Here is a 19,902-nt window from a genome sequence, read left to right on the forward strand (position 1 = left end):
ATGGGCAACGATCTGCTGACCACCACCAGGGCCTTCCGGCGCCGCCTCGACCTCACCAGGCCGGTCGCCAGGCAGGACCTGCTCGACTGCCTCGACGTCGCGGTGCACGCCCCGAGCGGCACCAACCGGCAGCCGTGGCGTTTCCTCGTGGTCGAGGACCCCGATACCAAACAGCAGATCGCCGAGTACTACCGAAAAGGCTTTGCCGCCTACCTGTCCGCTCGCACTCCACGCCCCGATCAACTCGGTGACCTCGCCTCCGGCCGCTACCTCGCCGCCCACCTGCACGAGGTCCCGGCGCTGGTGGTCGTCTGCTCGCTCGGCCGCCCACCCGCGAACGCCGCCGCCCTCCAACTCGCCAGCTTCTACGGCTCCGTCTACCCGGCGGTCTGGAACTTCATGCTGGCCCTGCACGAGCGCGGCCTCGGATCCACCATGACCACCGCGCACCTGGTATACGAGCAAGAGATCGCCGACCTCCTCGGCATCCCCTTCGACCAGATAACCCAGGTCGCTATGCTCCCGGTGGCACACCTGCTGCCCGGTACCAGAAGCCGAGGCCCGCGCCGCATTCCGGCCGCCGAGGTGACGATGTGGAACCGCTGGAGCGAGGAGTGAGGGGCGTATCGGTGGGTGCGGCGAGTCGCGAGCATCGGGGCGCGGAATGAGCAGTGCAGCAGCAACACCGTCGACTCCGCCCGTGCTCGGCTCCCTCGCGCGCATCGCCCGATTCACTGCGGTGATGTACAAGCCGCACTACCTGCTGTACGGCGTGCTCTGGGTGCTCGCACTCGAAGGCACGGCAGCCCTTGTCTCCCAGCCCGATTCGTCGTGGCATCCGACCGCGTCCACTGTTGTCCGCATCGTCGTCGTCGCCTTCGTCCTGCTGTACCTGCGCATGGTCGACGAACAGAAGGACCTCGATTACGACAGGGTGCACAACCCCGACCGCCCCCTGGTGACCGGCGCGATCAGCGCGAACGAGCTGCGCAGCGCGATGACGGTCATCGCGGTGGGCGCCATCGCCGCCAGCCTGACACTCTCGATCGGTTCGGCGGTGCTGATCGCCGCCGTACTCGCCTACGGCCTTGTCCTCTGGGGTCTGGAGAATCTTTCGACAACCGTGCGCACCGACATCGTGCTGAACCTGGCCATCACCTACCCGGTCCAGCTACTCGTCACTGCGTACGTCGTCGTTTCTGCGATCGGAACCGGCGAAGTCCGATCCCGTTGGCAGGCAGCGGCCGTCGCGATCATCTTCGCCGGTGCTTTCCTCCAGTTCGAATTCGCCCGCAAGACATCCAAGTCGCCGCGCCCCGGCGAGATGTATTACTCGAATGCCTTGGGTGCCAACGGCAGCGCGACTGCTGCGCTGGTGTGCGCCGCGATAGCGGTTTTCGGCGACCTCGCCCTGGTTCGGCCGTGGACCTACTCCGGGCCGCAAGCACTGATCGCCTGGATTCCTGTGGTGCTCCTACTGATTCCAGCCACGGCAGCATCGAAGTTCCGACGCGCGAGCACACCGGACTACCCGGTCTTACCCGCGGTCCTGTTCATTCTTGCCCTCTACCTCGTGCTGATCGTTCAGGCGCTGGTCCTGACCTGATCACCGAGGTCAGTCGAACACCACAGGCCGCAGTCGAGTCGTGAATCTTCCGGCCCGATCGAGTGCATCCGCCGCCGCATCCAACTCGATCTGTGCCTCCTCGAAGACTTCCACCGCGCCCGCGATGCAGTACCCGGGTGTGGTCAACGCTCCGACGCCTTCGGTATCGACCAGCACTCCTGAACCCGGCAACGCCTGGTATTCCGCGCCGAGCGCCTCGAGGTCACCTCGTAACTCGCGAACTCGCTCGAGCAACCGCGCCCGCCTCGCATCCAGCAGTAGCGGGTCATTCATCTCGCTGGACTCCGCCGACTGATCCGTGGTCATCGCATCATCTTCCTTCGCAGCCCACCGCCGCGAACGCCTTTCGGCGCGTTGCACATGGTGGAGTGCGTCTCTCGACGTTTGCCGCAGCCAGGTGCCACTCGGCGCCTAACTGGGGCGCACTTCGAGGACATTGTCGGGGGCTACGGTGGGGATACGGCGCACGAGGGTGAATCCTGAGGCGGCCAGGAAGTCTCGGTATTGGTCTTCGGTGCGTTCGCGGCCGCCTACGTTGATGAGCATTTCCAGGTCGATGAATTTTCCCGGGTGCGGTCGATTGTCTTCGGGGAGAACGAGTTCGATGAGCAGCAGCGTCGCGTCATCGGGCATCTGCTCGCGCAGGGTGTGCAGGATCTGCTTGGCTTTGTCGTCGGACCAGTCGTGGATGATGTGTTTGAGAATGTAGGCGTCGCCGCCCTTGGGCACCGTCTCGAAGAAGGAGCCGCTTTCGACCGTGCAGCGGTCGGTGAGGCCGAGTTCGGCGAGGCGGGCGGGCGCCGACGCGACCACTTCCGGCAGATCGAACAGGATGCCGCGTGATGTCGGTGTGCGGGAGAGGATTTCAGTGAGTAGGGTGCCCTGTCCACCACCTACATCGACAATCGTGCCGTACTGGCCGAAGTCGTAGGCGGCGAACAGCGGTTCTATCGCCAGGGTGCCGATGCTGGTCATGGCGCGGTCGAACAGTTCGCCGAGCTCGCGGTCTTTCTGCACGTAGTCGAAGAACGACATGCCGTCCAGATCTGTGCCGACGGTTTCACCGGTGCGCACCGCGTCGACTAGATGCGTCCAATGATTGCGGTGCATCGGCGAGCCGAAGAAGAGCACGGTATCGCGCAGCGAAACGCTCGCATCCCGACGCAGCGCCTGTGCCATCGGGGTGAGCGTGTATTTGCCGTCCGATCGGCGAGCGAAGATGCCGTGGCTCGTCAGCAGCTGTAGCAGGCGCCGTAGCGCGTCCTCGTTCGCGCCGGTGGCGCGCGCCAACTCCGCACTGCTACGCGGACCATTGGCTAGTGCGTCTGCCACGCCGAGTGCGGCGGCCGCGTGGACCGCCTGGGTCAAGAACCCGGCAACGATCATTTCCAGCAGCGCGATATGCCCTGGCACAAGTCGCCGGTGCAGCCCCGCCATCGAATTGCGGGCGAATTCGATCACCCGCAACAGCGCCTGCGGTGGAACTTTCGATCGGTTGGATGCCACCGTGCCTCCATCCCGTCGGGAATCGAGAAGTTTTCTATCAGGAGGCTACGTGGCGATTCGCCGCTCGCGCGGCTGAATGAGCAGCAACGCCGCCAGCGGCGCTGCCCCCCAGATCGCGGCTCCCGCGAGCAGGTGGTGCGCCCTGCACTGGCCGGACCACCGCTGGTGACGTGAGCTTGCTTGTCGAGACGGGCACGCTACCCGGTTCGGCCGACCGGTACACGAGGCGGTATCGGAGGTGAGCCGCCTCGCACCGCGATGCCGACTGCAGGGTCAGCCGCCGAGGCGCGCCTGGAGTGCGAGGGCGTCGCGTGGTGCCATGACCTTCGCGTCGTTGTCGAAGTAGACGAATACATCGCGGTCCGCGGCCCATCAGCGGATCTTCTCCGCCCACATGTCGAGGCCATCGTCGGTGTAGCCGCTGACGTAGAGCTCGTCGTGGCCGTGCAGCCGGATGTAGACGAAATCCGAGGTGACTTCCTCGATAAGCGGGTATTTGCCTGCCGCGTCGGCGACGACCAGTGCGATGTCGTGTGCGGCCAACAGTTCGGTGAACTGCGGCGTGACGAAGCTCGGATGTCGGATCTCGAGCGCGTACCGCATCGGCCGTTCGGCGTCGGTCGTGGTGAATCCGGGGTCGACCCGATGGTCGTGCTGTGCTGCGATCTCGGCCGCCCGTGTCGTCGTGCGGGGCAGGTGGCCGAAGAATTCGGCTAATAGGACCGGATCGAAGGCCAAGTTGGGAGGCAGCTGCCAGAGGATCGGCCCCAGCTTGGGGCCGAGTGCAAGCAGACCGGACGCGAGGAAGTTCGCCAGCAGTGCGTCACCGTCGCGCAGCCGCTTCATATGGGTGATGAACCTGCTGCCCTTCACCGCGAACACGAAGTCCTCCGGCGTCTGGCTCGCCCACTTCTGGTAGCTCGACGGACGCTGCAAGGCATAGAACGAACCATTGATCTCGACGCTGTCGAGTTGCTGCGATAGATAGGCGAGCTCGTTCTTGTGGGTCACCCCTTCGGGATAGAAGGTGCCGCGCCACGGCGGATACACCCACCCCGATGTGCCGATCCGGATCTCGCCCACGCTGTCCATCGTGGCAGACACAATCCCTGCGAAGACGCAGGCCGCATCACTCGTCGTTGTCGGGGGTCGGGGCCGCCAGCCTCAGAAGGCCAGCGAACGGAACTCGACTGTGGCACACCCGCGCCCCCATTCGGCACGATGATGTCTTCCGAGCGCAGCGAGATCGAGCACTAGATGTGATGTCCCGGCCCGTCCCGCCTCCGCAACAGCCGCAGCGCATCCACCAAAGTCGCAAGCTCAACTACCAACGCCCCCACTCGGCACGATGACACCTTCCGAGCGAAGCGAGACCGAGCACTAAAGTTCGCGGCCCGTCTCGCTTCCGAGCGGCCGAAGCGCATGCGCCGAAGGCGCGAGTCTCGGCCGCTCGGAAGCGAGACCAAAGGGGCCGCGAACACGCCGCGCCGCAGGCGCGGCCAAAAACACAGCGCTGCCAAAAACTCAGCGGTCGGCGTGGCGTTGGCGTTCGCGTTCGGCGGCGGTGGCGAGGTAGTCGCCGAGTTCTCGGCGCAGGGTGACGTCGAGGGAGCGGGCCAGAGTGGTGTGCACCGAGGCGACAGCCAGCTCGCGCATTTTGTTGAGCATTGTTGTGGTGTCGGCGATTTCGCTGCTGGTCTGGGGGAGCCAGCCGGGGCCGTGTTCATCCACGATGTGCTGTTTGGCCGCGGTGATCATGAGCTGGGTGATGTCGTCGATCCGGTCGGCCACCTTGGCGTAGATCTCGATGAGGGTGCGCAGTTCGATGCCGTACTCGTGCAGTTCGGCGAACGAGGCCAGCAGCTGGGTGTCGGTGAACACCACGGTGTCGCCCTCGAACCGGACCAGTTTCATCTCCGCGAGCCGGTCGACGAGCTCGTCGGTGTCGGTGCCGAGGATGGTGCCGATGAGCTCGCGTGACACCTCGAAGGTCTCGTCCTTGGCCCAGGAGGCCGCCACCGCGTGCTGCAGGCCGAGCACCTCGGTGAGGTCTTTGCCGGTCTCCCAGCTGGTGATGAAGTCGGCGATGTGCGCGGTGGTGAAGCCGCGCTGCAGCAGCGCGTCGATCAGGCGCAGGCGCTCCAGGTGCGCGTCGTCGTAGATGCTGGCCCGCCCGTCTTTGCCCGCGGGCGGCGGCAGCAGGCCGCGTTCCTGGTAGGCGCGCACATTGCGGGTGGTGGTGCCCGCGGCGCGAGCGAGGTCATCGATCCGGTACTCCGGCATCGGCCTCACCTCCCTCGCCCACTGCGGCGCCGGTCTGCCGGCAGCCGAACAACACGGTCATCGATCGACCGAGTCTAACGTTCCGGCGGCCGGCGACCGTCACCTCAGGAGACCGCCGCGATCCGTGGCGTCCGCGCATCGGCGGGCACGACGTTGTAGTCGTCGAGGTCGACCATCCGCAGCTGATTGACGTACTGCGTCGCGAAGCCCGGGTACATGGTTGCGTTGAATCCGTCCTCGGTGAGATACCAACTGCGGCAGCCCGAGTTCCACGTGGTCCCGGTGAGCCGCCGCTGCATTCCCGCGTTGTAGCGGTCCTGCCGGTCGCGCCGCACATCGAGCATCCGCAGATCTCTGTCGAGAATGGTCTCGATCGCACCGACCAGGTAGTTGATCTGCGCTTCCATATAGACCAGCGCCGAGTTGTGGCCGGGGCCGGAATTCGGGCCGAAGGTGAAGAAGAGGTTCGGATACCCGGATACCGCAATGCTCTTGTAGGCGTAAGCGCCGCGCTGCCATTCCTCGGCGAGCACCCGGCCGTCGCGTCCGGTGATCGGGATCGGTGTGCCGGTTTTGGAGACATCGAATCCGGTGGCGAAGACGATGCAATCCGCCCGGTGCTCAACACCTTCCGCGGTCCGAATGCCGTGCTCGGCGATACGGGCGATCGGCCAGGTGATCAGTTTGCAATTGTCCTGCTGCAATGCCGGGTAGTAGTCGTCGGTCATCAGCAGACGCTTGCAGCCGGCCCGGAAGTCCGGGGTGAGTTGCCGTCGCAGCCACGGATCCTTCACCTGTCGATGCAGCTGGGCCCGGCCGACGAGCTCGACCACCCTGGTCAACGGCGTATTCCAGACGACGCCGAGCGCGACCGACTCGTGCCCGTAGAACCAGGCCCGCCTGGCCAGGTTCTCGGCGGCGGGCACCCGCCGGTAGAGCTCTTTGGTCAGTGCGTTGGTGCGCCGATTGACTCGCGGCAGCACCCAGCCCGGCGTCCGCTGGAACACCTTCACCGAGGCTGCCTTGTCGACGAGTTCCGGAATGATCTGCACCGCGCTGGCCCCGGTGCCGACCACCGCGACCTTCTTGCCGGTGAAGTCGTAGTCGTGATCCCAACGAGCACTGTGGATTTTGTGGCCCTGATAGTTCTCCAGCCCGGGAATGGCGGGAAAGCTGGCATTGGCCAGTGGTCCGGAGGCTAGCACCACCGTGCGAGCATGGACGGCATCCGACCGGCCCTCGACGGTGATGTCCCATCGCCCGGTCGTTTCGTCGAACACGATGCCGGTGATGTTGTGGCCGAACCGGAAATGGCTGTGCAGCCCGAACTCCGCGGCCATCGACTCGATGTACCCGAGGATCTCGTCGCTCCCGGAATACGTGTGCGACCAGTTCGGGTTCGGCGCGAAACTATAGGAGTACAGCCGCGACGGAATGTCGCAAGCCGCACCGGGATAGGTGTTGTCGCGCCAGGTGCCGCCGATCGCCATGCCGCGTTCGAAGATCGCGAAATCGCTGATCCCGTGCTGCTTCAAGCGAATTGCGGTGCCGATGCCGGCGAACCCGCCGCCGATGACAGCGATGTCGAGAGTCGTGGTGCTCATCGTGCTCACGCCGCGGGCTCGTAGGTGAGTTCCTTCGACCAGGTCGGCTGCGGCCGCAGCAGCCGCTTGGGGACCCGGGCAGTGATCTTGACCAGCGCGTCGGCCACCAGATGGTAGGGATGATCGCGGTTGATCACCCAGCCACCGTGCATCTTGACCAGCTGGTACATCGGCAGCCGTCGTGCGAATTCGCTACGCTCACCGACATTCGCGTAACGCTTGAGCGCGGCGTACAGCTTCTCCTCGTCGACACCCATCTCTACGATGTTGTCGCGCATCTTGTTCAGCAGCGGCACGTAGCTCAACACTCCGATGAGCAGCGAAGGCTTGGCCCAGCCACCGACCAGATCGACGAGCAGCTTACGCAGCGTGGCGTGGCCGAGCAGATCCATCACCGCGAAATCCACTGCGAGATGCCGTGATTCGTCGGCATTGATCTTCTTGAACGCCTCCTGACAGATCGGGTCCTCGATCTCGTCCATGATGAACTTGACCAGCGCGCCGTCCAGAGTCACCTCGAGCATCGGGATCACGGTGCCGAGGAACGACAACGACATGTCGTCGGAGTACTTGTCGAGGAAGTCGATGACCAGCTTGACGTTCACATTCGGCTGTGGGATCTCGTCACCGTCGAGCATGCCCCAGCGCCGCATCAGCGCGAGTTCGGCATTGGCGTGCTTCTGCTCCTCGGCGTGGAAGTAGCGGTAGATCTCGCGCAGCGTTTCGGTGGGCGCCTTCTTCGCCATTGCCGCGAAGCCGCGCGCGCCGACATTCTCGATCCACATCAGGTCGGCCATGAAGGGCTTGAGCTTGGCGTGCAGTTCGGGCGAGATCGTCTCCGCGCCAGGGGCGTCCCAGTCGATATCTGCCAGCGCCCACTGCCGATCCTTGATCTTGCGGAGCATGTCGTCGAAGTCCATAGCGGTCGCCATGTCAGACTCCTGTCTTGTCGGTGACCGTGACACGGTCGGTGGTGGTCGAGTTCTCCTGTGGCAGTAGTCGATCCAGGAGGCCGAGGGCATAGGTGTACTGGGCGGGGAAGTAGCGCTTGAGCCGCCACACGAGGTGTGCGTCCAGCTGCGGAAGCACATACAGCTGGCCGCGGTCGTGCGCGTCGAGGGTGGTGCGCGCGACATGCTCGGGGGAGAAGCCGGTCCAACGCATGAGGGTGTCGGCCAGTCGGGTCGCCTCCTGCGTAATGCGACCGTCGCGAGCGACATTGGTCTTGACGAAGGTCGGGCACAGTACGGTGACCGCAATGCCGGTGCCGCTCATTTCGGCGGCCATCGTCTCCGACAGTGACATCACCGCGGCCTTGGACGTGTTGTAGACGGCCATCGAGGGGGCGGCAGCGAATCCGGCCGCCGAGGCCACGTTGATGATGCCGCCGCGTCCGGCCGCGCGCAGTTGCGGCGCGAAGATCTCGCAGCCGTGCACGACGCCCCACAGGTTGATGCCGAGCGCCCATTCCCAGTCGTCGAATCCGATATCGCCGACGTGCTTTCCGCCGATGCCGACGCCGGCATTGTTGATCACCAGCGTGACGGGGCGTTCGAAGAGCGATTCGGCGAAGCGCGCAAGGATTTCCACGTCTTCCCTGCTGGCGACATCGCATCGGAACGCATGCGCCGCACCAGGGTGTTTGCGTTCGATGAGGGCGACGGTCTCCTCCGCACGTGCCTCATCGATGTCGGCACAGATCACTTGCCCACCACGGTCGGCGATTTCGAGCGCGAAGGCGCGGCCGATGCCGCTGCCGGCGCCCGTCACCACGGCTCGTGCCCCGTGGGTGCGGCGCGAGCGGATACCCAGGGGGATGAGTCTCTCCAGTCCGAACATGTCAGCTCACCTTTTCCGAGACGGTGGTGGGGAAAACCATTGCGGCACACAGGAAGTCGGCGACCCGGTCCAGCGCGCGGTCGGCCTCGGGAGCTAGTAGCGGCAGGGCCTGGAACACGTGCACCTGGCCCGGCCAGATCTCGAGTTCGCAGCTGCCGCCCGCGGCGCGCACCATGTCGTGCAGGTGTCGCGCGTCGGCACTGAGCATTTCGGTGCCGCCGGCCTGCACCAACATCGGTGGCAGCGCCGTGCCGGGTGGTACCCGCAACCGCAGCCGGGGTGCGTCGGCGGGCAGGTCTCGGGTGTAGGCGTGGGGCAGCCTGCTCGCCGCACGTGCCGAGATGATCGGATCCCGTTGGCGCCGTTCCTGTTCGGCGGCCAGCCCGAGGGTGAGGTCGATCAGTGGCGAGAACATGGCGACCGCAGCGGGTTGTGGCCTGGCCCGGCGGCCGTTTTCGATCAGCAGATCGAGTGCCAGATGTCCGCCCGCCGAATCGCACGCGATCACCAGATCTTGCGGGGCGATGCCGCGGTCGAGCAGCCACCGATATCCTGCCTCGACATCGTCGGCGGCGGCAGGAAACCGATGCTCCGGCGCAAGCCGGTAGTCGGTGAGGAAGACCGGCAGCCCGGTCTTTTTCGACAGCTGCGAGGCAAGTCCGCGATGGGTGCGGGCCGAGCACAGCACGTATCCGCTGCCGTGAATGTAGTAGATGGCGCGCTTGCCGAAATCGACGCCGGGCGCTCGCACCCATTCGCCGCGGACCGCACCGGATCGGACCTGGGTGACGGCGGTGCCGCGCAGCGATGGCCCCGCCGCGGCCATAACGGTCGCGATCAGCTTCCGGGCGAACCAGATGCCGGGGGTGTTCATCGGCACCACATTGTTCAGTGGCCGCATCCCGATCTCCGCTGCCGTGGCAGCGAGCCGGGACCGCGCGGATGGCGCCGAGGGAACGCCGGGGACCGAGGTCCTCATTGACCTTGTCATGCATTAAGAGTCATCTATAAATGTGCCAGTTGTCAATGGCACATTCAAAAAAGGCTGATTGGGGCGGTGGGGCACACCTCGAGGCTGCCCGGCCTCGGTTGGGCGCGGCTTCAGGGCATTACTGTGTCGAGTCGGCTCGCCGCCGCAATGTCGACGGCGCTCGACAGCACCCGCCTGTGCGCCCCCTCCCGAACCGGCCACAGGCCGCGAGCACGGCCGACCCGCCGTAGGCCAGCAGGTGGCCGCCGAAAGAGTTCGGCCGCCGGCTTCTCGAATAGCAGGCCTGGTCGTCGCCGTCACTCGTCGGCCAGGCCGGACCACGTATCCCCAGGTGATGGGCGATCCGTCGGGTGGGCCTCAGTATCCGCGCTCGGTATCGATCGGGGCGAGCAGATCTCTGCCCTCGACGAACCGTGCGACATTCGCGGCGACATGGTCGGCGAAGGCCGCCAAGCGCAGTTGCGGCGGGTTCGAATCATGCGGGGTGACAATGGCATTCGGCAGGACCCAAAGGGGATGGCCGTCGGGCAGCGGTTCCGGGTCGGTGACATCGAGGCCCGCGCCCGCGATCGCGCCCGATGCCAGCGCCGCGACCAGCGCGTCGGTGTCGATCAGGCTGCCGCGGGCCACGTTGATGACCCAGGACGACGGCTTCAGCCGAGCCAGTTCCTCCGCACCGACCAGGCGCTCTGTGGCAGGTGTCGCCGGAGCGGCGATCACGACATGGTCGGTGCGCGACCAGACCTTCCCGAGTTGGTCGGCGGCGATAGTCTCGATGGTGTCGGGGATCCCGGGGCCGGTCACCGGGCCGCCGGAACGGTTGACGGCGATGATGTGCGCGCCGAGCGGCACCAGCATGGGAATCAGGGCGCGGCCGATACCGCCTGCGCCGATAATGGTGACGGTCTTGCCGCGCAAGGTGCCGATGTGCGGGAAGAAGTCCTGCTGCCGCCAGCTCGCCGCATGTAGGTGCTCGGGCAGGTAGCGCACGCCGGCCAGCAGCAGCATCAGCGCGTGTTCAGCCACGCTGGCGGCGAAAGCGCCTGCGGCGGAGGTGAATCGAATATCCGGGTGCCTGGCGAAGATGCCAGCGGTGAACCAGTCCTCGATACCGGCTGCGGGCAGCTGCACCCATTCGATGCGCTCGGGCAGTTCGTCGGGGAATTCGCCGGGGCCGCCGACCCAGATCAATCCTCGGGCCTGCGCCATTTCGGTCAGGGTGGCCCCGCCTTCGACGACTGCCTTCTGCAGCAGTGTCGGGGCGGGGGCGGCCGGGCCGATCGCGACTGGCACCGGGAACTCGGGTCGGCTCATCTCGAGACCTCCTGCAGTAGGTACGACGGTGCGTTCGCGGTGAGGGTGACGGCCCGCGGACTATTCGCGGGTGTCCAGAAGCGAAGGTAGCACCTGAGGCCGTCGGACCTCAGCGACAGAATCTGCGTGATCGTGATGGTCCCGGCGCTGGGGTCGTCCCGGGTCGGATCGGTCCGCTACTCCGTGTCCAAGTCGACATCGACGCCGTCGCGTTCCGCCCACTCCAGCAGCGGCTCGATGCGGAATATCGCATCGTCGATGCCCGCATGTAGATCGCCGAGTTCGGCGTAGCGGGCGGGCACCGTTTTCATGGTGAAGTCGTGCGGATCGACATCGGGGATTTCGTCCCAGCGGATCGGTGTGGAGACGGTGGCCTCCGGCACACCGCGCACCGAATAGGCGGCCGCGATGGTGTGGTCGCGGGCATTCTGGTTGTAGTCGACGAACAGCAGTTTCGGATCACGGTCTTTGCGCCACCACGTGGTTGTCACGTCGTCGGGCACCCGCCGCTCGACCTCTTTCGCGAACGCCAGCGCGGCCCGGCGCACCTGCTTGAAACCGAATTCGGGTGCGATGCGCACATATACGTGCAGACCCTTGCCCCCGGAAGTCTTCGGCCAGCCGACCGCGCCGAGCTCGTCGAGCACCTCGTGCACGACACCCGCCACGCGCTGGACCCGCGACCACGGACATTCGGGCATCGGATCGAGATCGATCCGCCATTCGTCGGGGCGCTCGGTGTCGGCGCGCCGCGAATTCCACGGATGGAACTCGACCGTCGACATCTGCACTGCCCAAATGACATCGGCGAGCTCGCGCACGCACAGCTCGTCGGCATGTCTTCCATAGCGCGGGAAGAAGACTCGCACGGTCGGAATCCAGTCCGGCGCGCCTGCGGGCAGCCGCTTCTGGTGCACCTTGTCACCCGGGAGCCCCTTCGGGAACCGGTGCAGCATGCACGGCCGGTCGCGCAGCGCGTTGACGATGCCGTCCCCGACGCTCAGGTAGTACTGCACCAAATCGAGCTTGGTCGCGCCGGACTCCGGGAAGTAGACCCGGTCCGGGTTGGAGATACGAATCGTGCGGTCGCCGACATCCAGCTCGATGGCGGGCGTCGCAGATTTGCTGGCCACGAGTCCGACCATAGCCGATCCACCCTGGTACCGAACTGGTATGCATTTCGGTATGAGCAAGGCGAAGCGCGTGACGGTCACGCTGGACCCGCAGGTGGCCGTATGGGCCGAACAGGCGGCCGACCGGCAGCAACGCAGCCTGTCGTCGGTGATCAACTCCGCGCTGCGCACCGCACTGGTGCACGACAGCCTGGCGAAGCTGGTGGTCGACGACGACGCCGAGCTGGCGGCCGCTTACGCCGATCTGGACCACACGAGGGCGGCCGAGTCCGATGACCGCGGCCCGCGCGGCGCGGCATGAGGCGCGGCGAAATCTGGCGCTACGCACCGACGTTGTGTGACGGCACGCCTTTTCCGCGGCAAACCAGAGTTGTGCTGGTATCCGATACCGCGGTGATGACCTCGCCCAATCGCTGGCTGAGCGCCGTCCCGCTGATGGACGACGATCCCGGCCACGTCCTGGCCGCCGAGACCGCACACGGCTGGGCCGATGCGTTGGAGCTACACCGCATCTACCGCCCCTGGTTGGCCGAGCACCTCGGCGAGCTGACGCCCACGGAAACCGACTCCCTGGATGCCCGCCTGCGCGCCACGCTCAGCCTCTGAACGGCCGAGGGGCAGGCCGGAACATTCGGCTCGCTGACTCGGCAGTCCCGAAGTCAAGGCGCGATATGCCGCGCACTCTCGGCCTCGCCACATCGAAGCGGTCGCCCGCGATCACGGGTCCCGCGCCGCCGAAACCGTGTCCGTCGTTCCACTCAGGTCGCAATAGCCTCCGGCCGCTTCGCTACCTGCGAAAACTGTCGGCCAGGTGGTGTTGCGCGAGCACACTGGAGGAATGAAGCAAAAACTGATGCGGGCGATCCGCAGACTGATGGGCAGGAAGGCACCGGCCGGAAACCCCGGTGGCCGCGACGGCCCCGACAGCGGCGGCACGGCAGGCGTCAGAGAGCCACGCCGACCAATCCCACCGGAAGACCCATTGAGCGCGACCCGCCCCTTCACCCCAGACCCCGACCCCAAAACCATCATCCTGCCGGACCCCAACAGTGACATCCCGCGACCACTGTGAATCCGCGCCGGACAGAGCCGAAGCGGGGTGGCGTGCCGCGGCTCGACACGTGAACTCACGTCCCAGCGGTGTTCCGGGCAGTGCTGGGCACGTCGTGCGCCGTACCCGACTTTCTCTTCCGCAAGCTGGGCAGGCAGGCAAAAACTTCCAGCGTGAAGACTGGCTTGGGTTGCGCTCCAAGCATTTTCGGTGGCGAGGGTAGTCGAATGGTGGTTGGTTCTTGGGGTGGGAGCCGCCATTTCATTGCGCTCGCGCGGCTTGTGGCTGCGGCATGTCGGATGGTGGCTTATCGGCGCCGGGACGAGCACAGTGACGGACAGGGTAGCGGTGTCCGAAGGTCGGCGAACTCGTCGTCTGCCCCGATGGCTGCCAGCACAACGAGGCTGGGTGGGTTCGTGCAGTGTCGCCCGCGTGGTCAGCTGGTCTGATTGATCGACGGGGTATCCGTCCACGCGGAGATGACGCGGCGAAGGTTGATCAGGACATAGGTGTCGGTTTCGGACCGGATCATGTGTTGCAGGATCGGGAGCAGTACCCGGTCGTCGCGTGTCTCTGCCGCCTGGATCGCTCCGCGGCGTACTTCCGGTTGTTCGTCGGCGAGAGTACGTGCGATCAGATCCGTTGCGTCACCGCGTGCTTCGGCAAGGCGGTACAGGGACAATTCGCGGGCGCGTGCATCAGGTCGTGCGGCCAACGGGGCAAGGTCCGCGACCGTCAGGTCCCCGCTGTCGGCCAATGCCCACAGCGCTCGCCCCGTCACCTCCCGGTCGTGGTCTTCGAGCAGTGCACGGGCTCGCTCGGCGAGATCGGTTGTTCTCGAGACTCGCAACACACTGATCGCCTCGGCGCGGACTGAGGCGTCCAGATCGTTCAATGCCGCTCGCGCCGCCGCATCGATCGGGATCCCGGATCTCCAAGCGCATCCCAGCACGGTGGCCCGCACCAGTGCGGAAGGGTCTCCAGTCGAAGTCGCCAAGGCCTGAACAGCTGTCGGAGAGAGCTGGGGGAGACATTGCAGTGATGTGGCTGCGCGCGCACGTCGCTCGGGCGACGGATCGGTGGCCAGGATCCCGAGCAGTGTGGCTTCGTCTCCAGGAAGCTTGTGTCCGAACTCGGCGACGTCGTAACCAGCGAGCAGTTCATCCACCCAGCGCTCGTACCAGGTCAAGAAGTCGGGATCTTCCTGCACATACGGAGCCGGGACACCGTTGAAATCGACGGCAACCAGTCGGCCGCGCCCAGGTCCGGATATCACGAGCTGGGTGCAGCTGGTGCAGCCGTGATGAACGATGGACAGCGTTCCCTGTATCGGGTCCGGGCGGCCCTGTGGTCCCTGGAACCGGTCCCACCAGTCATCGGAATACACAATTCCGGGCACGAACGGGCTCGGCTCGGTGAGGTGTCCGGCGAAGCAGTCCGCGAACATATCGTGTGCGTCGGCCAATGTGAGCAACCCATAGCTCGGCCCGGCACCGCCATCTGCGACCTCGAGCAGGAACCGACGATAGCCTTCGGGCAGCACAACACCATGTTCGGTTTCGAACGCCGCGACGGTCGACTCCGACAGCGGTGGGTTCAGTCGGAAGCCATGTTTGTGTGCACCGAAGGATTCCAGCAGTCTCGGGTCTGCTGCTGCCCGCTCGAGCTTGTCCGCGATCCGCGACAGCTGTGCGTCCATTGCGTCTATTACAACCACTTTCCTCTTGCATCCGCCCGCCGTTGCACACCTGGGCGTGTACCAGGGGAGCACTCTCGCGACGGCAGCACCCGATTGGCAATCAACTCCGCCAATACATACACAGCCGTGGACGGGTCGGCACAGAATACGGCGGCCTGAATTGGTAACGGCTCCACCGTATCGCGTGTCGAAGACCAACTCCAAGAACGAGAACCGGGTGCCGTTGCGGTACGAGGCCATAACAGGGCTGACCATGGATCAACTGACTCGGGCTGGATCACAGCGATGCCCGCACCGCTCGCCCGGCCGCGTGCAGCGTGTCCAGCAGTCCTCGAGCAGCCAGGGTTCAGCGGCACCTTCTCTGGGCCCGTACTCGTTGCGGGTGCGCTGAAGGGATCTGGATTCCTGAGATGAGGTGCGGATCTTGCGTCTGGGTCTGTCAGGTGGGTGTCGCCAGGGCGAAGGGGAGTACTGCGGGTGCGCCTGCGGTGCGGAGGGCATGGGTGGCGAGGGTCATGGTCCAGCCGGTGTCGGTGAGGGTGTCCACCAGGAGGATCGGACCGTCTACCGAGCTGAGGTCGGGGAGCAACCAGGAGTCGTAGAGGGCGGCGACGCGGTGGGCGGAGTTCGCGGCCGAGACGGGTGGGCTGTCGGGGCGGGTTTGCAGGGTGCCGAGGTCGCGGAGGCGGCCGACCTCGGCGAGGCGGGCGGCGAGGGTGGCGGTCAGCACGGGGTAGCGGGGGGATTCCAGGGCCATGACCGAGGTGGGCCGGGTGGTCCAGTTCCAGTCGCGCAGCACGGCGATGCAGGCATCGAAGACCGCGTCGGGGATGGGGTCGTCGGGGGCGTCGAGCAGGGCACGAAGGCGCTGGCCCCAGCCCAGATCGGTGAGCCTGCCCAGGACGCGGCCGGTTTCCGCGCCGTCGGAGATCTTGCCGGACAGCGGAATTCCGAGCTTCGCCATGCCCGTCGGCCACTGTTTGCGTGGCGCGAGATCGAGGCCGGGGCGGTCGAGTCGGGCCCGGGTCGCGGCGATGGCCGCGGCGTCGACCGTGACGTCCGGCCGGGTGCCCGTGCAGTTGTCGCAGCGGCCGCAGCCGGGAGAATTCCCCTCCAGAGCAGGGAGTCCCGGGTCGTCGAGCTGACGGCGCAGAAACTGCATCCGGCACCCTGACGTGGACTGATAGTCGATCATGGCCTGCTGCTCGACCTCGCGGGCCGCGGCGAGGCGCTCGTAGCGTTCGGTGTCGTAGGCCCATTCCTGACCGGTCGCGATCCAGCCGCCGCGGACCCGGCGCACCGCGCCGTCCACGTCGAGCACCTTGAGCACCATCTCCAGCCGGGAGCGGTTCAATTCGACCAACGGCTCCAGGGCCGCGGTCGACATGGCCCGATCGAAATCCAGCGCATCCAACACGGCACGCACGATGTGCTCGCGTGGAAAAGCGACCGAGGCGAAGTAACTCCAGATCCTGGCGTCCTCCGGGCCGGGCAGCAGCACCACCTCGGCGCGCTCGGTTCCACGACCCGCACGACCCACCTGCTGGTAGTAGGCGATAGGCGAGGACGGCGCGCCCACATGCACGACGAAACCCAGATCCGGTTTGTCGAAGCCCATCCCGAGCGCGGAGGTCGCGATAAGCGCTTTGACCTCGTTGTTCAGCAGCGCGGTCTCGAGCGCTTCGCGTTCGGCGGTATCGGTCTGCCCGGTATAGGCGGCCACATTGTGCCCGTGCGAATTCAAGACGTCGGCGAGATCGTGTGCAGCGGCGACGGTGAGGGTGTAGACGATGCCGGAGCCGGACAGCTCGCCGAGGTGTCCGCTCAGCCAGGCGGTGCGCTCGACCGCGTCGGCGAAACGCACCACCGACAGGTGCAGCGATTCCCGATCCAGGGTGCCGCGCAACACCAGCGTGTCGGTACCGATCTGGGTGGCCACATCGGTCACCACCCGATCGTTGGCCGTCGCGGTGGTGGCCAGGACCGGAACGTCGGAGCCCAGATCGGCGATCAGTGTGCGGATCCGCCGATAGTCGGGCCGGAAGTCGTGCCCCCAGTCGGAGACGCAATGCGCTTCGTCGATGACGACGAGTCCGGCGTCGGCGGCGAGTTTCGGCAACACTTGGTCGCGAAAGTCCGGGTTGTTCAGCCGTTCCGGGCTGACCAACAGCACGTCCACATCGCCCGCGGCCACCTGATCGTGGATCTCGTCCCATTCGGTGACATTGCCCGAGTTGATGGTCGCCGCCACCACGCCCGCCCGTTGCGCGGCCGCGACCTGGTTGCGCATCAGCGCGAGCAGCGGCGACACGATCACCGTCGGCCCGCGCCCCGCCCTGCGCAGCAGCTTGGCCGCGATGAAATACACCGCCGACTTACCCCAGCCGGTGCGCTGCACCACCAGCGCCCGGCGCCGCTGCACCACCAGCGCCTCGATTGCCGTCCACTGGTCCTCGCGTAGCCGCGCCTGCGGCCCCGCGAGTTCGCGCAGCAGTTCTTCGGCACGCTCGCGCAGATCTGGCGAGGTGAGGTCGATCGCTTCGCTGTGCGCGGCCGTGGTCATGGGCTCCATCGTGCCGGATGGCACCGACAGCGGTTCGGGCCGCGTCGTCGCCGCCGATCCCGGGGTAGTCGCCGCGGACGTGATCCGAGCCGACATGTGTCGCTGCGCACGAACCGGTGCGCGCCGACGCCGACGCAAGAAACACCTCTGCCCGGTGCCGGCGGGCACCCGCGTGCCCGATGGCGACCAGGGCGAGTGCCGGATGGTTGTCAGGACATGCGCGGGCACTGCTTTGTCCTGCGCCGATCCCGTTACGAAACGTGAAATCCCGCTGGACACCGGACAATAGGATGAGAGGATTTCCTCGGCACCGCGGGACCGCGCAGGAGGCAACCATGTCGAGCAGCTATCAGCCACCGCCCGGTTGGTCGCCGCCCGGTGCCCAGTTCCGCACCAGGGGCAATGCCTCACGGACCGTGGTCGGCACCGTGATCGGCTTGGTGGTGACGCCGATCGGGATCGGGCTTGCCGCACACGGGGCACTGGACACCCGGCAATGGGTCATCTTCGGTGACGCGGGCGCGCGGTGGGGATCCACTTTCCAAATGGTCGGCGGGGCGCTACTGCTGTTCCTGGTGGCAACCTTGGCGGGGTACTCCCCGGCAGGCACCGTGATCGCCGGCCTCGTCTGGGGCCTCATCCCGGGCATCGCGCACGTCAGCTTCCCGGACGACACCTGGCGAATCGTCGAAGACCTACCCCGTCTGTCCGGCGAGATGCACCAAGCGCTGCACGCCTGGCTGATGAACGGCTTCGCCCTCATCACCGGCATGATGCTGGTCGGCTCCGGCATCGCCGCCACCATGAGACGTCGCTGAACCCGGCCCTCACCCAGCTCGCGGTTTGCCCCTGCGGTTACCTCGGACAGCCGGGTCAGTCGCCAGTGGCGAAACGAGAAATCGGCGATCCGAATCCGGCACGCTTGTCAGGTCGGCCGCGCCCATACTCGATGGGCGGGGCCACCCGTCAACCTTTGACGCAGAGCACCTGACGCAGCGTGGCGACAATGTCGACCAAGTCCTGCTGCGCCGCGATGACCTCGTCGATGTCCTTGTACGCGGCCGGGATCTCGTCGACCACGCCCGCGTCCTTGCGGGACTCGACGCCCTCGGTCTGGGCGATCAGGTCGGCGACGGTGAACTGCTTCTTGGCCGCGGTCCGGCTCATCCGCCGTCCCGCACCGTGCGAGGCCGACTGGAACGAGGCGGGATTTCCCTTGCCGCGCACCACATAGGAGCGGGTGCCCATCGAGCCGGGGATCAACGCGAGGTCGCCCGCCCCGGCGCGCACCGCGCCCTTACGGGTCACCAGCATCGGCACGCCGTCGATCGTCTCCTCGGCCACATAGTTGTGGTGGGCGGAGATCGGGTCGTCGAAACGCACCACACGTCCGGCGAATTCGTTCCGGACCGCACGGCAGACCAGCGACAGCATCACCGCGCGGTTACGTGCGGCGTACTCCTGCGCCCAGGTCAGATCGCGCCGGTAGGCATCCATTTCCGATGTGCCGGAAAGGAATACGGCCAGATCGCGATCCGGCAGATCGGCGTTGTGCGGCAGCCCCCGAGCGACGGTCATGTGCCGCTCGGCGAGTTCCTTGCCGATATTCCGGCTGCCGGAGTGCAGCAGAATCCACACCGAGTCGTTCTCGTCCAGGCATACCTCGATGAAGTGGTTGCCGCCGCCGAGCGAACCGATCTGCCTGTGCGCCTTGGACTCCAGCGCCTGCACTCCCGGGTCCAGCGACCCGAAGGACGACCAGAACCGATCCCAGCCCGTCTTGTACCGCGCGAGGTCGCCGTGCGATGCGGTGAACTCCGCGCCGAGCCGGGTGATATCGACCGCGTCCTTGTGCGCATGGAAACCGACCGGAACCGCCGCCTCGATGCGCGAGCGCAGCGAATGCAGGTTGTCGGGCAGGTCGGCGGCGGTGAGGTCGGTCTTCACGCTCTCCATGCCGCAGCCGATGTCGACACCGACGGCGGCGGGCGCCACCGCGTCCTTCATCGCGATGACCGAGCCGACCGTCGCGCCCTTCCCGAGATGCACGTCCGGCATCACGCGGACGCCGTGCACCCAGGGCAGTTGCGCGATATTTCGCAGTTGCCGCAGCGCGGCCTGGTCGATGTCGTGCTCGTGGGCCCACATCAGCGTCTGCGCCCTGGTACCGCGCAGCTCGACGGGAAACATGGGAACGTCCTTCTCTCGATTGATCTGTTCCCCCAACGCTAGAGTCGTTGCGCCGGCCTCGCATTCCATTATCCGCCGTCAGGGCTCTATGAAGTAGGGCGC

Annotated in this window: 18 protein-coding genes and 1 pseudogene; 6 read left to right on the forward strand and 13 right to left on the reverse strand. The window is 66.2% G+C overall.

From position 1 onward, the window contains the following. Both OHA42_RS13115 and OHA42_RS13120 read left to right on the forward strand, forming a co-directional pair. A complete protein-coding gene (locus OHA42_RS13115; RefSeq protein WP_406237105.1) occupies positions 1-618 on the forward strand; it encodes a nitroreductase family protein in 618 nt (205 codons plus the stop codon). A gap of 46 nt (positions 619-664) precedes the next feature. Further along, on the forward strand, positions 665-1,606 hold the full coding sequence (locus OHA42_RS13120; RefSeq protein WP_406237107.1) for a hypothetical protein: 942 nt from the start codon (positions 665-667) through the stop codon (positions 1,604-1,606). A 9-nt stretch (positions 1,607-1,615) separates the two neighbouring features. On the opposite strand, the gene OHA42_RS13125 is transcribed toward OHA42_RS13120, so the two are convergent. From OHA42_RS13125 to ligD, 10 genes and pseudogenes are all read right to left on the reverse strand, one after another. Beyond that, positions 1,616-1,933: a hypothetical protein gene (locus OHA42_RS13125; protein ID WP_406237109.1), complete on the reverse strand. Its 318-nt coding sequence runs from the start codon at positions 1,931-1,933 to the stop codon at positions 1,616-1,618. A 105-nt stretch (positions 1,934-2,038) separates the two neighbouring features. Continuing rightward, entirely contained in the window at positions 2,039-3,133 is a 1,095-nt protein-coding gene (locus tag OHA42_RS13130) for a methyltransferase (protein WP_406237111.1), read from the reverse strand. 273 nt (positions 3,134-3,406) lie between these two features. Continuing rightward, positions 3,407-4,216 (reverse strand): annotated as a pseudogene (locus OHA42_RS13135) (DUF72 domain-containing protein). Positions 4,217-4,657: 441 nt separating this feature from the next. Continuing rightward, positions 4,658-5,416 (reverse strand): MerR family transcriptional regulator, encoded by a 759-nt coding sequence (locus tag OHA42_RS13140; protein WP_406237113.1) that lies wholly within the window; start codon positions 5,414-5,416, stop codon positions 4,658-4,660. A 104-nt stretch (positions 5,417-5,520) separates the two neighbouring features. After that, entirely contained in the window at positions 5,521-7,020 is a 1,500-nt protein-coding gene (locus tag OHA42_RS13145; RefSeq protein WP_406237115.1) for a flavin-containing monooxygenase, read from the reverse strand. Between the two features lie 5 nt (positions 7,021-7,025). Beyond that, on the reverse strand, positions 7,026-7,952 hold the full coding sequence (locus tag OHA42_RS13150; RefSeq protein WP_406237117.1) for a ferritin-like domain-containing protein: 927 nt from the start codon (positions 7,950-7,952) through the stop codon (positions 7,026-7,028). 1 nt (position 7,953) lies between these two features. Further along, on the reverse strand, positions 7,954-8,859 hold the full coding sequence (locus tag OHA42_RS13155) for an SDR family NAD(P)-dependent oxidoreductase (protein ID WP_406237119.1): 906 nt from the start codon (positions 8,857-8,859) through the stop codon (positions 7,954-7,956). A gap of 1 nt (position 8,860) precedes the next feature. Beyond that, positions 8,861-9,850: an alpha/beta hydrolase gene (locus OHA42_RS13160; protein ID WP_406237121.1), complete on the reverse strand. Its 990-nt coding sequence runs from the start codon at positions 9,848-9,850 to the stop codon at positions 8,861-8,863. 357 nt (positions 9,851-10,207) lie between these two features. Beyond that, positions 10,208-11,164, reverse strand: a complete 957-nt coding sequence (locus OHA42_RS13165) for a D-isomer specific 2-hydroxyacid dehydrogenase family protein (protein WP_406237123.1) — start codon at positions 11,162-11,164, stop codon at positions 10,208-10,210. A 176-nt stretch (positions 11,165-11,340) separates the two neighbouring features. Continuing rightward, on the reverse strand, positions 11,341-12,309 hold the full coding sequence (gene ligD / locus OHA42_RS13170) for a non-homologous end-joining DNA ligase (RefSeq protein WP_406237125.1): 969 nt from the start codon (positions 12,307-12,309) through the stop codon (positions 11,341-11,343). A gap of 40 nt (positions 12,310-12,349) precedes the next feature. Between ligD and OHA42_RS13175 the strand changes: the two genes are divergently transcribed. The 3 genes from OHA42_RS13175 (at position 12,350) to OHA42_RS13185 (ending at position 13,369) form a co-directional block, all read left to right on the forward strand. Next, entirely contained in the window at positions 12,350-12,598 is a 249-nt protein-coding gene (locus OHA42_RS13175; protein ID WP_406237127.1) for a hypothetical protein, read from the forward strand. Continuing rightward, on the forward strand, positions 12,595-12,903 hold the full coding sequence (locus OHA42_RS13180) for a hypothetical protein (RefSeq protein ID WP_406237129.1): 309 nt from the start codon (positions 12,595-12,597) through the stop codon (positions 12,901-12,903). Before OHA42_RS13175 ends, OHA42_RS13180 begins: the two co-directional genes overlap by 4 nt. Before the next feature lie 232 nt (positions 12,904-13,135). Further along, a complete protein-coding gene (locus tag OHA42_RS13185) occupies positions 13,136-13,369 on the forward strand; it encodes a hypothetical protein (protein WP_406237131.1) in 234 nt (77 codons plus the stop codon). Positions 13,370-13,784: 415 nt separating this feature from the next. Here OHA42_RS13185 and OHA42_RS13190 read toward each other — a convergent pair whose 3' ends face one another. Together OHA42_RS13190 and OHA42_RS13195 are read right to left on the reverse strand one after the other, a co-directional pair. Next, positions 13,785-15,047, reverse strand: a complete 1,263-nt coding sequence (locus OHA42_RS13190) for a hypothetical protein (RefSeq protein ID WP_406237133.1) — start codon at positions 15,045-15,047, stop codon at positions 13,785-13,787. Positions 15,048-15,486: 439 nt separating this feature from the next. Next, positions 15,487-17,610 carry a RecQ family ATP-dependent DNA helicase gene (locus OHA42_RS13195; RefSeq protein WP_406237135.1) on the reverse strand — a complete coding sequence of 708 codons (2,124 nt, stop codon included), beginning with the start codon at positions 17,608-17,610 and terminating at the stop codon, positions 15,487-15,489. A gap of 335 nt (positions 17,611-17,945) precedes the next feature. On the opposite strand from OHA42_RS13195, the gene OHA42_RS13200 reads away from it, so the two are divergent. Continuing rightward, positions 17,946-18,428, forward strand: coding sequence for a hypothetical protein (locus OHA42_RS13200; protein WP_406237137.1), 483 nt, complete (start codon positions 17,946-17,948; stop codon positions 18,426-18,428). A gap of 148 nt (positions 18,429-18,576) precedes the next feature. Here OHA42_RS13200 and OHA42_RS13205 read toward each other — a convergent pair whose 3' ends face one another. Beyond that, the gene (locus tag OHA42_RS13205; RefSeq protein WP_406237139.1) at positions 18,577-19,800 is read right to left on the reverse strand and encodes an RtcB family protein; all 1,224 of its coding nucleotides are present in this window, start codon (positions 19,798-19,800) and stop codon (positions 18,577-18,579) included. Between the last annotated feature and the right edge of the window lie 102 nt (positions 19,801-19,902).

This window comes from Nocardia sp. NBC_01009 (assembly GCF_045208035.1).
GTDB lineage: Bacteria > Actinomycetota > Actinomycetes > Mycobacteriales > Mycobacteriaceae > Nocardia.